Source organism: Pseudomonas sp. ICMP 460, from assembly GCF_002723595.1.
Taxonomy (GTDB): domain Bacteria; phylum Pseudomonadota; class Gammaproteobacteria; order Pseudomonadales; family Pseudomonadaceae; genus Aquipseudomonas; species Aquipseudomonas kitaguniensis.
Genome location: NZ_LKBR01000002.1, coordinates 74,535 through 89,295, shown reverse-complemented (window position 1 = coordinate 89,295; position 14,761 = coordinate 74,535). Strand labels below are relative to the sequence as shown.

General features: G+C 61.0%; 15 protein-coding genes. 6 read left to right on the top strand and 9 right to left on the bottom strand.

Going from position 1 to position 14,761, the window contains the following annotated elements; all coding sequences use genetic code 11:
- Window positions 1-20 precede the first annotated feature (20 nt).
- The 4 genes from AO240_RS02685 to AO240_RS02670 all read left to right on the top strand — a co-directional run bounded on the left by AO240_RS02685 (window position 21) and on the right by AO240_RS02670 (window position 3,064).
- Window positions 21-302, top strand: a complete 282-nt coding sequence (locus AO240_RS02685) for a DUF493 domain-containing protein (RefSeq protein WP_058412899.1) — start codon at window positions 21-23, stop codon at window positions 300-302.
- Window positions 302-949, top strand: coding sequence for a lipoyl(octanoyl) transferase LipB (gene lipB, locus AO240_RS02680; protein ID WP_058412900.1), 648 nt, complete (start codon window positions 302-304; stop codon window positions 947-949). Before AO240_RS02685 ends, lipB begins: the two co-directional genes overlap by 1 nt.
- Window positions 950-975: 26 nt before the next feature.
- Window positions 976-1,977: a lipoyl synthase gene (lipA, locus tag AO240_RS02675; RefSeq protein WP_161936699.1), complete on the top strand. Its 1,002-nt coding sequence runs from the start codon at window positions 976-978 to the stop codon at window positions 1,975-1,977.
- 166 nt (window positions 1,978-2,143) lie between these two features.
- The gene (locus AO240_RS02670; protein ID WP_099235065.1) at window positions 2,144-3,064 is read left to right on the top strand and encodes an LD-carboxypeptidase; all 921 of its coding nucleotides are present in this window, start codon (window positions 2,144-2,146) and stop codon (window positions 3,062-3,064) included.
- A gap of 97 nt (window positions 3,065-3,161) precedes the next feature.
- Here the strand turns inward: AO240_RS02670 and AO240_RS02665 are convergent, their stop codons facing one another.
- The 5 genes from AO240_RS02665 to leuS all read right to left on the bottom strand — a co-directional run bounded on the left by AO240_RS02665 (window position 3,162) and on the right by leuS (window position 9,293).
- On the bottom strand, window positions 3,162-4,487 hold the full coding sequence (locus AO240_RS02665; RefSeq protein WP_099235064.1) for a lytic murein transglycosylase: 1,326 nt from the start codon (window positions 4,485-4,487) through the stop codon (window positions 3,162-3,164).
- Window positions 4,488-4,548: 61 nt separating this feature from the next.
- On the bottom strand, window positions 4,549-4,713 hold the full coding sequence (arfA, locus tag AO240_RS02660; protein ID WP_058415608.1) for an alternative ribosome rescue factor ArfA: 165 nt from the start codon (window positions 4,711-4,713) through the stop codon (window positions 4,549-4,551).
- Between the two features lie 203 nt (window positions 4,714-4,916).
- Window positions 4,917-5,954, bottom strand: coding sequence for a DNA polymerase III subunit delta (gene holA, locus AO240_RS02655; protein ID WP_099235063.1), 1,038 nt, complete (start codon window positions 5,952-5,954; stop codon window positions 4,917-4,919).
- Window positions 5,955-5,992: 38 nt separating this feature from the next.
- Window positions 5,993-6,598, bottom strand: coding sequence for an LPS assembly lipoprotein LptE (lptE, locus tag AO240_RS02650; RefSeq protein ID WP_099235062.1), 606 nt, complete (start codon window positions 6,596-6,598; stop codon window positions 5,993-5,995).
- A gap of 88 nt (window positions 6,599-6,686) precedes the next feature.
- On the bottom strand, window positions 6,687-9,293 hold the full coding sequence (gene leuS, locus AO240_RS02645; protein WP_099235061.1) for a leucine--tRNA ligase: 2,607 nt from the start codon (window positions 9,291-9,293) through the stop codon (window positions 6,687-6,689).
- A gap of 260 nt (window positions 9,294-9,553) precedes the next feature.
- Between leuS and AO240_RS02640 the strand changes: the two genes are divergently transcribed.
- Together AO240_RS02640 and AO240_RS02635 are read left to right on the top strand one after the other, a co-directional pair.
- A complete protein-coding gene (locus tag AO240_RS02640; protein WP_099235060.1) occupies window positions 9,554-9,871 on the top strand; it encodes a hypothetical protein in 318 nt (105 codons plus the stop codon).
- Between the two features lie 101 nt (window positions 9,872-9,972).
- Entirely contained in the window at window positions 9,973-10,734 is a 762-nt protein-coding gene (locus AO240_RS02635) for a YdcF family protein (protein ID WP_099235059.1), read from the top strand.
- A 56-nt stretch (window positions 10,735-10,790) separates the two neighbouring features.
- On the opposite strand, the gene lnt is transcribed toward AO240_RS02635, so the two are convergent.
- The 4 genes from lnt to AO240_RS02615 are packed head-to-tail and all read right to left on the bottom strand — an operon-like array spanning window position 10,791 to window position 14,657.
- Entirely contained in the window at window positions 10,791-12,314 is a 1,524-nt protein-coding gene (gene lnt / locus AO240_RS02630; protein ID WP_099235058.1) for an apolipoprotein N-acyltransferase, read from the bottom strand.
- 8 nt (window positions 12,315-12,322) lie between these two features.
- Complete coding sequence (locus AO240_RS02625; protein WP_005791724.1) at window positions 12,323-13,162, bottom strand: HlyC/CorC family transporter; 840 nt, start codon at window positions 13,160-13,162, stop codon at window positions 12,323-12,325.
- A 27-nt stretch (window positions 13,163-13,189) separates the two neighbouring features.
- Window positions 13,190-13,663, bottom strand: a complete 474-nt coding sequence (ybeY, locus tag AO240_RS02620) for an rRNA maturation RNase YbeY (RefSeq protein ID WP_058415615.1) — start codon at window positions 13,661-13,663, stop codon at window positions 13,190-13,192.
- On the bottom strand, window positions 13,656-14,657 hold the full coding sequence (locus AO240_RS02615) for a PhoH family protein (RefSeq protein ID WP_099235057.1): 1,002 nt from the start codon (window positions 14,655-14,657) through the stop codon (window positions 13,656-13,658). Before AO240_RS02615 ends, ybeY begins: the two co-directional genes overlap by 8 nt.
- Window positions 14,658-14,761: the final 104 nt, after the last annotated feature.

The following is a 14,761-nucleotide window of genomic DNA, read 5'->3' as shown; positions in this document are numbered from 1 at the left end:
GCTTACGAGGCCGTTACGCCATGACCGATAAAGAAGTAGAAGTAAAGGCGCCGAAGATCGAATTCCCGGTGGTGGACTATCCCATCAAGGTGATCAGCGATACCGGTGTCGGCCGTAAAGACCTGATTCTCGAGATCGTGCGTAAACATGCGACGATCAACGACCAGCGTGTGGACGAGCGATCCAGCTCCACAGGCAAATACACCACGATCCAGTTGCACATCGTTGCGACCGGTCAAGACCAGCTCTACGACATCAACAGCGAGTTGCGGGCCACCGGCTTCGTGCACATGGTGCTGTGATGTCACAGGTTCTGGGCTTTCGCGAGCTCGGTCGGCTGGACTACGAGCCGGTCTGGCACGCCATGCAGCGTTTCACCAATGAGCGCGGCAGCTCGGCCCCGGATGAAATCTGGCTGGTGGAACACCCGCCGGTGTTCACCCAGGGGCAGGCCGGCAAGGCTGAGCATCTGCTGCTGCCGGGTGATATTCCGGTGGTGCAGGTCGACCGAGGTGGCCAAGTAACTTACCATGGCCCCGGTCAACTGGTTGCGTACCTGTTGCTGGACGTGCGCAAGCTTGGGTTCGGCGTACGCGACCTGGTGAGCCGCATGGAGGCTTGCCTGATCGAGCTGTTGGCCAGTTACGGCGTGACCGCCGCGGCCAAGCCCGATGCACCCGGCGTGTATGTAGACGGCGCGAAAATCGCGTCCCTCGGTTTACGCATTCGCCACGGTTGTTCCTTTCACGGCCTGGCCTTGAACGTGGACATGGACCTTGCGCCGTTTCGACGGATCAACCCGTGCGGTTACGCGGGGCTTGCGATGACCCAACTGAGCGAGCACGCCACACCGATTAAATTTGCCGAGGTAAGTGCCCGGCTGCGTGCGCAGCTCGTCAAACACCTCGACTACGCTGAGCAGACGACCCTTACGGGCGGAATCGACTGATTATGACTACTGATGCAGTGCAAACCATGATCCCGACGCTGGACATCACCGAGCGTCCGGCCCCGGCCCCGCGTGCCAAGGTGGAAGCCGGCGTCAAGCTGCGCGGCGCCGACAAAGTTGCACGCATCCCGGTCAAGATCATCCCCACGACCGAACTGCCGAAAAAACCTGACTGGATTCGCGTGCGCATCCCGGTTTCGCCGGAAGTCGACCGAATCAAAGCGCTGCTGCGCAAACACAAGCTGCACAGCGTGTGCGAAGAAGCGTCCTGCCCGAACCTCGGCGAATGCTTCTCCGGCGGCACCGCCACCTTCATGATCATGGGTGACATCTGCACCCGTCGTTGCCCGTTCTGCGACGTTGGCCATGGCCGACCGAAGCCTCTGGACGTCAACGAGCCGGAAAGCCTGGCTGTCGCCATCGCCGACCTGAAACTCAAATACGTGGTGATCACCTCGGTAGACCGCGACGACCTGCGCGACGGCGGTGCCCAGCACTTTGCCGATTGCATCCGCGAGATCCGCAAGCTGTCGCCGAACGTGATGCTCGAAACCCTGGTGCCGGACTACCGTGGGCGCATGGACGTGGCGCTGGCAATTACCGCCGCCGAGCCACCGGATGTGTTCAACCACAACCTGGAAACCGTGCCACGCCTGTACAAAGCCGCGCGCCCAGGTTCGGACTACCAGTGGTCGCTGACCCTGCTGCAGAAATTCAAGCAGATGATGCCGCACATTCCGACCAAATCCGGCCTGATGCTGGGCTTGGGCGAAACCGACGAAGAAGTGATCGAAGTCATGAAGCGCATGCGCGAACACGACATCGACATGTTGACCCTCGGCCAGTACCTGCAACCGTCGCGCAGCCACTTGCCGGTGCAGCGTTTTGTGCACCCGGACATCTTCGCCTGGTTCGCCGAGGAAGGTTACAAGATGGGCTTCAAGAACGTCGCGTCCGGCCCGCTGGTACGTTCCTCGTACCATGCCGACGAGCAGGCCAAGCTGGTCAAGGCGAGCCTGGTGTCCTGATATAGATTTATGTAACACCCCCAGCTCTAAAGTGGGAGTAGGTTGTGTGGGAGGCGGCTTGCTCCCGATGGCGGTTTATCAGTATCAGACGTGCTGACTGACACACTGCCATCGGGAGCAAGCCTCCTCCCACATTTCGTTCTGCGCTACACACGGAGATCCATGGATGAACACTGCCGTACCCGCACTGCGCTCTGAAGGTACCATCGGCCTGATCGCTCCAGCCGGCCCCGCCGCACTCGATGTTGAAAAAGCCGTGCAATGGATGCGCGCCCGTGGCTACCAATTACAGATCTTCCCCGGCGTGTACGAACGCGACGGCTACCTCGCCGGCAGCGATGAGGTGCGCCTGCGTGACTTGCACGCTGCCTTCGCCGACCCCGAAATAGATGCCATCTTCTGCCTGCGCGGCGGCTACGGCACACCGCGCTTGCTCGATCGCGTGGATTTCGACCTGCTGCGGGCCAACCCCAAGCCGTTCGTGGGTTATAGCGACATCACCGCGCTGCACCTGGCGATCAACCGTTACGCGGGTTTCGTGACCTTTCACGGGCCGATGCTGAATGCCGACTTGCTCGGCGACAAGCAGCAACCGACTGAATCGTCGCTGTTCAACATGCTGCGCGGCCAATTGGGCGCAGGCAGTGTGCTGACGCACCCGGTGGCCTACCCGCTGACCACCCTTGAGCCTGGCATCGCCTGTGGGCGCTTGCTCGGCGGTAACCTGTCGATGATCGCAGCGTTGATGGGCACCGCGTATGCGCTCGATGCACAAGGCATTATTCTGCTGATTGAAGACGTCAACGAGCCGCTCTACCGCATCGACCGCTTGCTCACCCATTTGCGCCTGGCGGGCAAGCTGGCGCAGATTGCCGGTGTGCTGGTGGGGGATGTATCGGGCGTGGATAACGCTGCATTGGCGCGGCTGCTGAAGCAGACCTTCGAACCGTTGCGTATTCCGGTGCTGGCTGGCTGGCGCAGCGGGCACTGTGACCCGAACCTGACCCTGCCGATGGGCGCGCTGGTGCGGCTGGATGCGGGGCAGCAATGCGTGGTGCTGGAGCAGGATGTGGTGTTTAAAGCCTGAAAAGCCGCCATCGCGAGCAAGCCCGCTCCCACAGTGGGGATGCATTTCCCTGTGGGGGCGGGCTTGCTCGCGATGGCGGTAGTGGCGCTACGCCGATCTATTGGCTTTGCAGCGACTCAAGCAGCTTCACTGTCGGGTAACCGTCGGCTGGCCAGCCCAGCGCCTGTTGCGCTGCGCGAATGGCCTTGCGCGTGTTGGCGCCAATAATGCCGTCCGGGTTGCCGGCGTCATAACCCTTGGCGCTGAGCGCCGTCTGCAAATCGATGCGTTGCGAGCGACTCAGCGGCAGCTCGTCTTTTGGCCAAGCGCCACGAATGATGCCGCCGCCGCCGAAGCGTTCCGACAGCAAGCCAACCGCCAGCGCGTAGGACGACGAGTTGTTGTACTTGAGGATCGCGCGGAAGTTATCCAGCACCAGGAACGCCGGGCCACGGTAGCCTGCGGGCAGCAGCAGGGCGGCGGACAGTTGGTCGACATTCGCCGGCAGGCTGGCGCCAGGCGGTAGCTGAATGCCGAGTCTCAGCCATTCAGCCACGGTTTTGCGCATGCCGCCGTCGGCCAGCGCGAAGTCGAAGTTCGCCGGCAGTTGTTGCACCTCAAAGCCCCACGGCTGGCCTTTCTGCCAGCCGGAGCTTTGCAGGTAGTGCGCGGTAGAGGCGAGGGCGTCGGCCGGGCTGTTCCAGATATCGCGGCGACCGTCGCCATCGAAGTCCACTGCATGGGTGTTGTAGGTCGTCGGGATGAACTGGGTCTGGCCCATCGCACCGGCCCAGGAGCCTTTCATCTGGTCGGCCTGAATATCGCCATGCTGGATGATCTGCAGCGCCGCCAGCAATTGCGCTTGGGCAAACGCTGGGCGACGGCCTTCATACGCGAGCGTCGCGAGGGAGCGGATCACCGAGTTATTGCCCTGGAACTGGCCGAAGTTGCTTTCCATGCCCCACACCGACACCAGCGCTTGGCGGTCGACGCCATAGCGTTGCTCGATACTTTGCAGGGTATCGGCGTATTTGATCAGCAAGGCTTGGCCGTTGCGCACGCGTACCGGTGACAGCGCACCATCGAGGTATTCCCACACCGGGCGCGAAAACTCCGGTTGGCTGCGGTCGGCGCGGATCACTGCCATGTCGGGCGTGACGTTGGCGAAGGCGTTATCAAACACGGCGGGTGTGATCCCGGCCTTCAGGGCGTCCACACGAAAACCAGCCTGCCATTCGGCAAAGGTCTGGGTCGGTTGGATATCAAGATTGTCCACCGCCAAAGGGGCAACCACGGCAGGCGCGACGGCCGGTGCGGTCTGCAGTTTCGGCAATGGTTGAGCGTCTGCGGCGGTGGGTTTTTCGGCGCAGGCGACAAGCAAAATGAGGCTGGAGGCAGCGATCAATTGGCGAAGGTGCCAACGACGAGAAAGACTAGAGGGCATGCACAGGTCCAGGGATTACAAATCAGATGCTGACCTTATCATGCCGGAGGGGCACTTGCCTTCAAGCAGCCAGAAAGTAAGAAGCCTCCCAGCTATTAGACTGGAAGGCTTCGCGGCGGTAGCTGCCTTTGCCCTTGCCGGCGCGTTCCTGACGGCTGCGGAACAGTGGCTGGGCGATGATTGATTTGGCCTTGTTGGGGCCATGCTGGGATGGCTTTTTGCTCATGGTCAGTACTCTCTAGAGGTGGGGTGAAGCGGTGCAAATCATCTGCCGAAGTTGCGCGGCTGTAAAGCCCGGCACGTTTCAGGAAATGTAAATGTGATTGAAATGTAGGAGGGGGCTTGCTCCCGATGGCGGTCTATCAGTGATGGCTGTAATGGCTGACTCGCCGCCATCGGGAGCAAGCCCCTCCCACAGGGGATAGGAGGTTATTCGGCGGGTAATGTAAGGCGCTGGCCAGACATCAATAGTGACAAACGGCTGAGGCTCATCCATGGCGAGCCCGCCGCCTGGCCTTTGATTTGCGCGTCAATGCGCTGGGCTTCGAGCAACAGTTGCGCCCAGCGTTGCGCCGAGTACCGTTGCAGGGCTTTGCTCATCAGCGGTTTGCGCTTGTCCCACACTGGCGGCCTGGCTTGGCTGAAGGCTTTGTCCAGCGGGATGCCCTGGCTGTATTGCAGGGCAATATTAGCCAGCACGCGCAGCTCCCGCGCCAGCGCCCAAAGAATTACCGGCGGCTCGACGCCTTCGCCGCGCAGCCCTTCGAGCATGCGCAGGGCGTGGGCGGGTTCACCGTTGAGAATCGCATCGACCAGCCCGAACACATCAAAACGCGCGCTATCGGCCACTGCGCCTTGCACGGTTTCGACGGTAATCTGCCCGTCTTCGGCCATCAGCTTGAGCTTTTCGATCTCTTGGGCGGCGGCCAGCAGGTTGCCTTCGACCCGCGCGGCGATCAGCTCGACAGCGTCTTGTGTCGCCGACAGCCCCGATTGGGACAGGCGCTGACGAATCCACTGCGGCAACTGGTTGCTGTCCACTGGCCAGATCTGGATGAACTGGGTCTGTGGGCCTTCCACCAACGCCTTGCCCCATTTGGTCTTCTGCGCGCTGCCGTCAAGCTTGGGCAGGCTGATCAGCAACACCGTGTCTTCAAATGGGCGCGAGCAGTATTCCATTAACGCGGCCGCGCCTTTGTCACCCGGCTTGCCCGAGGGCAGGCGCAATTCCAGCAGGCGTTTTTCGGCAAACAGCGACATGCTCGCGCCGGCCTGCAGCAACGTACCCCAGTCGAAACTGGCGTCGGCGCTGAACACCTGGCGTTCATCGAAGCCTTGTTGGCGCGCGGCTGTGCGAATGGCGTCTGCCGCTTCCTGGCACAGCAACGGGTCATCACCGCTGACGATATAGACAGGCGCGAGGCCACCTTGCAGGTGTTTGGCGAGTTGGGCGGGAGCGAGTTTCATAGGCGGGTCGAACGGGGCGCCTGGGCGCCCCGCTTGGCTTACTCTACCGGGACTTCAGCAGGCGATTGTTTCGGCGTGTTGTCTTCATACTCTTGCGCCGCTTTCAGGGCGTCGGCGTCAGCCTTGGCCTTGTTGTCGGCAGTACGTTGCAGCACTTCAAGCTGTTGTGGAGTCAGCAACTGCAGGCGCAGCATCAGGCGCTGGATCAGCTCACGACGCATTTCCTTGCGAACCTGGGTGATTTCCGAGTCCGAACCCACCAGGTTGTTACCGTCGTGGCTCACGACCTTTTGCACCTGAATCTTGTCACCCATCAACGGCAGGTGGTCGCGGCCCTGAACTTCGAAGTTGAGTTCGGAGGTCAGTTCGATGTCGGACGCACGGCCAGCGCTTGCGTAGCTGAGGTTACGCTGGGTGTCTTTCTCGTCGACCAGGTTCAGTTTGTAGAGCGCGCCGGTGTACACGCGCACGCCGCTGTTTTCCAGGGTCTGGCGCAGCTGAGTCACGGTTTCGCCGTAGGCGTTGCGGGCGCTGACGTCCAGTTCCTTGATGCTCAGTTCATTGGTGCCGGTGCCGCGCAGTTGAAAGCCGCAAGCACTCAGCAGCACAGCAAGGCCCATCACCAGCAAATTGCGTTTGATCATTTTGTTGCTCCCCTTGAAACCATGTGGGCCTTATCGAGGCCCTGGAGGTTTTGTTCGGCGCAGGGCTCAAGCCCTGCGCCCGATCCGATTAGCTAGCGACTATATTCACCAGTTTGCCGGGCACCACGATCACTTTGCGGATCGTCAGGCCTTCGGTAAAGCGCAGCACGTTTTCGTTGACGCGTGCCGCCGCTTCGACGTCTTCACGGCTGGCGCTGGCGGGCATGTCGATCTGGCCGCGCAGTTTGCCGTTGACCTGAATCACCAGTTGCAGCGTGTCCTGTACCAGGGCGCTGTCATCCTGCACCGGCCACTTGGCATCAATGACCGCTTCGCTGTGGCCCAAACGGCTCCACAGTTCGTGGCTGATGTGCGGCGTGATCGGCGCCAGCAGCAAGGTGACTGTTTCCAGGCCTTCCTGCACCAGCGCGCGGTCTTGTTCGGTGGTTTGCGGGGCTTTTTCGAGTACGTTCATCAGCGTCATCACTTGCGCGATGGCGGTGTTGAATTTGTGATTTTGCCCTACGTCCTGGCTGGCCTGCCGGATGGCCAGGTGGGTGCTGCGGCGAATGACTTTCTGCTCGTCGGTCAGGCCGGCCACGTCGAGTTTGCCCGGCAGGCCCTGGCTGACATGCGCGTGCGCCAGGCGCCAGACGCGCTTGAGGAAGCGGTGCGAACCTTCGACGCCAGAGTCGGACCATTCGGCGCTCATGTCAGGCGGCGAGGCGAACATCATGAACAGGCGGCAGGTGTCGGCGCCGAACTGATCGATCATCGACTGAGGGTCGACGCCGTTGTTCTTCGACTTGGCCATCTTCTCGGTGCCACCGATTTCCACCGGCAGGCCGTCGGCAATCAGCTTGGCGCTGATCACTTTGGCTTTGCTGTCACGCTCAAGTTCTACGTCGGCGGGGTTGAACCAGGTGTAGGCGCCATTGGCTTCGCGACGGTAGTACGTGTCGGCGATGACCATGCCTTGCGTCAGCAGGTTCTTGAACGGCTCATCGGAGCTTACCAGGCCTTCGTCGCGCATCAGCTTGTGGAAGAAGCGCGCGTACAGCAGGTGCAGAATGGCGTGTTCGATGCCACCGATGTACTGGTCCACCGGCAACCAATGGTCGGCAGCGGATTTTTCCACCAGGCCGCCTTCATAGTGCGGCGAGGCATAACGAGCGTAGTACCACGAGGACTCGACGAAGGTGTCCATGGTGTCGGTTTCGCGCTTGGCAGGCTGGCCGCATTTCGGGCAGGCGCATTCGTAGAACTCGGGCATGCGCGCCAGCGGCGAACCGGCGCCGTCCGGCACCACGTCTTCCGGCAATATGACCGGCAACTGGTCTTCCGGCACCGGCACGTCACCGCAGCTTTCGCAGTGGATGATCGGGATCGGGCAACCCCAGTAGCGCTGGCGGCTGATGCCCCAGTCGCGCAGGCGGAACTGGGTGCGCGAGGCACCGAGGTTTTTCTTGATCAGTGCAACTTCAATCGCGTCAAAGGCGCCGGCGAAGTCGAGGCCGTCGAATTCGCCGGAGTTGATCAGTTCGCCGTGCTCGCCGTAGGCGTCTTGCCACGGGGCCGGGTTGGTGTCACCCGCGCTGGTACGCACCACGGACTTGATCGGCAGGCTGTATTTGATGGCGAATTCAAAATCGCGCTCGTCGTGCGCCGGCACCGCCATGACCGCGCCGTCGCCGTAGTGCATCAGCACATAGTTGGCGACCCATACCGGGAGCTTTTCGCCCGTCAGCGGGTGCTCGACGAACAGCCCGGTCGGCAGGCCTTTTTTCTCTTGGGTGGCGACGTCGGCTTCGGCCACGCTGCCGCCTTTGCATTCGGCGATAAACGCCTGCAGTTCAGGGTTGTTGTGTGCGGCCTGGGTGGCCAGCGGGTGTTCGGCGGCCACGGCGACGTAGGTGGCGCCCATCAGGGTGTCCGGCCGCGTGGTGAAAACTTTGAGTGCGCCCGCTGCGCCGATGGAGTCGAGGTTGTACGGGAACTGCACTTCCATGCCCTTGGATTTGCCGATCCAGTTGCGCTGCATGGTCTTGACCTGTTCAGGCCAGCCCGGCAAATCGTCGAGGCTCGACAACAGTTCATCCGCGTAGGCGGTGATCTTGAAGTAGTACATCGGGATTTCGCGCTTTTCGATCAGCGCGCCGGAGCGCCAGCCGCGACCGTCAATGACCTGCTCGTTGGCCAGTACGGTCTGGTCGACCGGGTCCCAGTTCACGGTGCCGCTTTTTTTGTAGATCACACCTTTTTCGAACAGGCGAGTGAACAGCCATTGTTCCCAACGGTAGTAATCAGGCTTGCAGGTGGTCACCTCGCGTGACCAGTCCACCGCCAGGCCCAGGCTGCGCAGCTGGGTCTTCATGTAGGCGATGTTTTCGTAGGTCCACTTGGCGGGGGCCACGTTGTTTTTCATCGCGGCGTTTTCTGCCGGCATGCCAAAGGCGTCCCAACCCATGGGTTGCAGGACATTTTTGCCGAGCATGCGCTGGTAGCGGGAGATCACGTCGCCGATGGTGTAGTTACGCACATGCCCCATGTGTAGCTTGCCGCTGGGGTAAGGGAACATCGACAGGCAATAGAAAGTCTCCTTGCCTGGCTGTTCACTGACTTCAAAGGACTTCTGCTCGTCCCAGAACGACTGGGCGGCGTTTTCTATTTCACGGGGCTGATAGTGTTCGTGCATGGCTACTTTTGAACTGAATGGGGTGGCCTAATCCTCTTCGGTGCAACGTTCAGGTTGATCGACACCAAAAAGCGGCGCGTCCGTGCCCAAACCCTGCGGGAAGTGGAGTTACAGGAAGCGCCGTAGCATACATGACCCCACTCTATCGAGGGAAACCCTGATTGCTCGGCAAGGGCCGTCTGTCGCGGCGCCACGCACGCGCGGCAACCGGGACTACGCTGTTTATTGGGGAGCAAGTCTTATCTTCAATGAGGTGAGGGATGGCTGAATCGCAGCGAACTTTAACGAAACCGCAGCTATATGAAGGATTGATCGAGCGTTTGGGTCGGGCACTGGATGCCGCAACAACCGCAGGCCGATTGCGTGATGAACGGCCTCTGGAGTTGGAGTTGCGTGGCTTGAGCAAGGCAGAGCTTGAACTGATCAAGGTCTACCTTGAGTTGAATCACCACCGCGCCGCGCTTGCGCAGGCTTCCCCGCCCGCCACAGAGCCCTCGCGTTCAGCCAAGGTGATCTGGCTGAAGGACGTGTGTGCGGGCCGCAGCCCTGAAAAGCTGCGAGCCGTACGGTGCAAGTAAAACGCAGGGTTATGCCTTAACTTTCTTGATTGAAATGTGCGCGTAAAGATTGTCGTAAAACCACGTTGCATCTAGGCTTCGGGCATCTTTGGAGATGCCCGATGCCTTTTCGTTATTTCATTAAACAACTGCTTTTGCCGCCCGGTATTTTTTTGCTGTTACTCGCGCTTGCCTGGTGCTTTCGTAAAAGTCGCCCACGCTTGGCCGGGGTGTGTTTTGCCGCCGGGTTGGGCGGGATGTGGCTGATCAGCCTGCCGGTGATGGTGCAATGGGCGGCGCATGCCCTTGAGACCGAACCGCCGCTGGCCCGTGAAGACTGGGCGACGCTGGCGCAGCGCGCCGATGCGATTGTGGTGTTGGGTTCGGGGCGTGAGCGCGGTGACCCCGCGTGGGGCACAGACCAGCCCACGGGCATCGGGCTGGAGCGCCAGCGCTATGCCGCGCGACTGGCCAAGGCGTCCGGGTTGCCGTTATTGACCAGCGGCGGCCTGCATTACGGCACGCCGCCGAGTGAGGCCGAACTGATGGCCGTGTCGCTGCAGGATGATTTTGGCGTCAGCGTGCGCTGGAAAGAAGAGCGCAGCCGTACCACGTGGGAAAACGCACAGATGAGCGCCGAAATTCTATTGCCGCAAGGCATCAAACGGGTGGTGGTGGTGACTCAGGCCTGGCATATGCCGCGCGCGGTGTGGAGCTTTGAGAAGGCCGGCTTCACGGTGGTGCCCGGCCCGGTAGGCTTTTTGGGTGTGGACAATGCCCGGCCACTGGGCGGCTGGATGCCGGAGTTCGTGTCGGTGTGGCGCAGCGGGCAGTTGATCAATGAAGCGGTGGGGCAGGTGGGGTATCGGTTGTTTTACCGATAACAGCGTAAATCAACAGGTGGGAGGGGAGCACTCCCACCGTGTTTTGGGTGTGTCTGTTAAACGGTTTTCGACATTCGAGCCGCCAGCAATGCCCAACCGAACAGCGCCAGGCACACGATGATCAGCGGCCACGAGCGCCATTGCAGGTACGGCGTGAGGTTGTGCATCGGCACCACTTCGCCGTACAGAATGCCGCGTTCGAACTGTGGGATCTGCTCGGTAATCTGCCCAAACGGGTTGATCAGGCCGGTCACGCCGTTGTTGGTGGCGCGGATCATCCAGCGGCCAGCTTCCAGCGCGCGCATCTGCGCCATTTGCAGGTGTTGCAGCGGGCCGATCGAGCGGCCAAACCACGTGTCGTTGCTGATGGTCAGCAACAGATCGCTTTGGGCCGAGAGGCCTGCAGCGAATTCCGGGTACACCACTTCATAGCAAATGAACGGCGCAATCTGATAACCCTTGGCCTGCAACATCGGCTGGTCCGCAGGGCCGCGGGCGAAGTCCGACATCGGCAGGTCGAAGAAGGCGATCAGCCCGCGCAGCATGTCTTGCAGCGGCACGTATTCGCCAAAGGGCACCAGCTTTTGCTTCAAGTAAGTGCCTTCGCCTTCGCCGAGCACGGTGATGCCGTTGAAGAAGCGCTTTTCATGGCGCACTTCCTGGCGGATCGGCACGCCGGTGATCAGCGCGGTGTTCCGGTCGGCGGCGAACTTGCCCATCATGGCCAGGTAGCCTTCGACGGAGTCCTTGAGCACCGGCACCGCCGTTTCCGGCCACACCAGCAGGTCGACGCGTTTGGAACTCAAGCTCATGTCGCGGTACAGCGCCAACTGCGCATTCAGCTGTTCGGGGTCCCACTTCATGCTTTGTTCGACGTTGCCCTGAATCGCCGCCACGCTCAGCGGTGCGCCGGAGGGCGTGGTCCAGGCGTGATGCTTAAGCGCGAGGCCGATGGCCCATGGCGCAACCAACAGCACCAGACCCGCGCCGATAAAGCTGTTGCGCTTGCTTGCCAGCAGGCGCGGCAGGTTGCACAGCACGGCGGCGGTCAGCGCCAAGGCGAACGAGATCAGCCACATCCCGCCCAGCGGCGCGAGGCCGGTGAGTGGGCCGTCGAGTTGGCTGTAACCGGAATAGAGCCAGGGAAAACCCGTCAGGAACCAGCCGCGAAACGCTTCCTGGCCCACCCACAACGCAGCAAAGGTCAGCGCGTCGGCCAATGGCGCTTCATTGCGGCGCAGCCAGCGCGCCCACAACCAAGCGGGCAGGGCGAAGAACCAGGCAATCGCGGCAGTAAACAGCAACATCAAAAAGCCAGCCAGCAACACCGAAGCGCCGCCAAAATGGTGAATGCTGTAGTAGATCCAGCTGGTGCCGGCGCCAAACAGGCCGAAGCCAAAACACCAGCCACGGCCCAGCGCCTGACGTGGCGTCAGCTCGCGCAGGCCGATATAGAACAACCCGACTGCGACCAACGCAAACGGCCACAGGTCGAACGGCGCCAGCGCCAGTGTTGTCATGGCGCCAGCCACCACGGCCAGCAAATTACCGGGCCAGCCGGGTGCGATCAAACGGCGCATGTCAGTCCTTAGCGGGCAATAGGTGTGAGGCGAATCAAGTGAATCCGGCGGCTGTCGGCATTCAGGATGCGGAACCGATAAGCGCCGATCTCGGTGGTTTCGTTACGCTTGGGCAGGTGCCCGAACGCACTCATCACCAGGCCACCGACGGTGTCGAACTCGTCGTCGGAGAATTCGCTGTCGAAAAACTCGTTGAAGTTCTCGATCGGCGTCAGCGCCTTGACCAGGAAGTCACCGCTGGGCAGCGGCTTGATATAGCTGTCTTCTTCTACGTCGTGCTCGTCTTCGATGTCGCCGACGATTTGTTCCAGCACGTCTTCGATGGTCACAAGCCCTGCCACGCCGCCGTATTCGTCGATCACGATGGCCATGTGATTGTGGTTGGCGCGGAACTCGCGCAGCAACACATTCAGGCGCTTGGATTCAGGCACGAAGGTGGCCGGGCGCAGCAGGTCCTTGATGTTGAAGGAGTCGCCGTTCTCTTTGAGGATCAACGGCAACAGGTCCTTGGCCAGCAGGACGCCCATGACGTCGTCATGGCTTTCACCGATCACCGGGTAGCGCGAGTGCGCCGAGTCGATCACGGCCGGGAGGAATTCCCGTGGGGTCTGGGTCGCCTTGATGCTGATCATCTGCGAACGCGGAACCATGATGTCCCGAACTTGCAGGTCAGCCACCTGGATGGCGCCTTCGACGATGGCCAGCGCTTCGCTGTCCAGCAACTTGTTCTGATGGGCCTCGCGCAGCAGCTCCAGCAGCTCCTGGCGGTTTTTCGGCTCGTGGGCAAAAGCCTGGGTCAGTTTACCCAGCCACGACTTCTGCCCGTTGCTCGATCGGTCTTCGCTCATAGCGATTACTCTAAATCCTTTGTTGTGTCAGTTAGGGGGTGTATCGGTTTCGTCGTCGGCATAGGGGTCGCGATGCCCCAGTTCTGCAAGCAACGTTTGTTCCAGTGTTTCCATTTCCACGGCTTCGTCATCGTCTATATGGTCGTAGCCCAAGAGATGCAAGCAACCGTGGATGACTAGATGTGCCCAATGCGCCTCAAGTTCCTTGCCTTGTTCCCTGGCCTCGCGTTCCACCACTTCAACACAGATGACCAGATCGCCCAGCAGCGGAATATCCAGTAACTCATCCGGTACGTCGGCGGGGAAGGACAGCACGTTGGTCGCGTAGTCCTTTTGGCGCCAGGTGTGATTCAGCTCACGGCCTTCGGGCTCGTCGACCAGACGAATGGTCAATTCCGAGTCGGCGCTGCGCTGGCGCAAAGCCAGCGTGCACCACTCACGGAACTGCGCTTCGCTGGGGGCGGGCGCTTCGGTGGCCAACTGCAGGTCAAGCTCAAGCATCGCGGCGAACGTCCTTGGCCGGGGCGTCATCACGGTGATCAAAGCGCTCGTAGGCTTCGACGATGCGCTGAACCAGTGGGTGGCGCACTACGTCCTTGGGCATAAAATGCGTAAAGCTGATGCCCGGCACGTCCTTGAGCACCTCAATCACCTGCGCCAGCCCCGACTTCGTGCCCTTGGGCAGGTCAACCTGGGTGACGTCGCCAGTGATCACGGCGGTGGAGCCGAAACCGATACGCGTCAGGAACATCTTCATCTGTTCGACGGTGGTGTTCTGGCTTTCGTCGAGGATGATGAAGCTGTTGTTCAGCGTACGGCCACGCATGTAGGCCAGCGGGGCGATCTCGATCACCTGGCGCTCGATGAGCTTGGCCACGTATTCAAAGCCGAGCATCTCGTACAGCGCGTCGTAGAGCGGGCGCAGGTACGGGTCGATCTTCTGGGCCAGGTCGCCGGGCAGGAAGCCGAGTTTTTCACCCGCTTCAACCGCCGGGCGCACCAGCAGGATGCGGCGCACTTGCTCGCGCTCCAGGGCATCAACCGCGCAAGCCACCGCCAGGTAGGTCTTGCCTGTACCGGCGGGACCGATGCCGAAGTTGATGTCGTTATTGAGGATTTCTTTAACGTAGCGCTGCTGATTCAAGCCGCGTGGGCGGATCATGCCTTTTTTGGTGCGCAAGGCCACGCTGGCTTCGGCGACCGGGTTGTTGGCCAAGTCTTCCACGGCAGATTCCTGCAGGTACAAGTGCACGGACTCCGGCGACAGCTCACTGCCCTTGGTTTCGCGGTAGAGGCGGCGCAGCAGGTTTTCTGCCGACGTGGTTTGCTCGGGTTCACCAATAAGCTCGAACTGATTGCCGCGGTTGCGGATCTCGATGCTCAGGCGTTGTTCGATCAGGCGCAGGTGCTCGTCGAACTGTCCGCACAGGTTGGCGAAACGGCGAGCCTCAAAGGGCTCGAGGATAAAACGATGGGGTTCTGTAGGTGCGTTCAAGGTCGCTTTTAGCCGCCCTTTGGCTGTTGAGGTGAAACAGAGGATAACGCCAGTGGCGCGGGTACGAAAGCACTTATCTAGCCCAAGTGCAGCGCGGTTCCCAT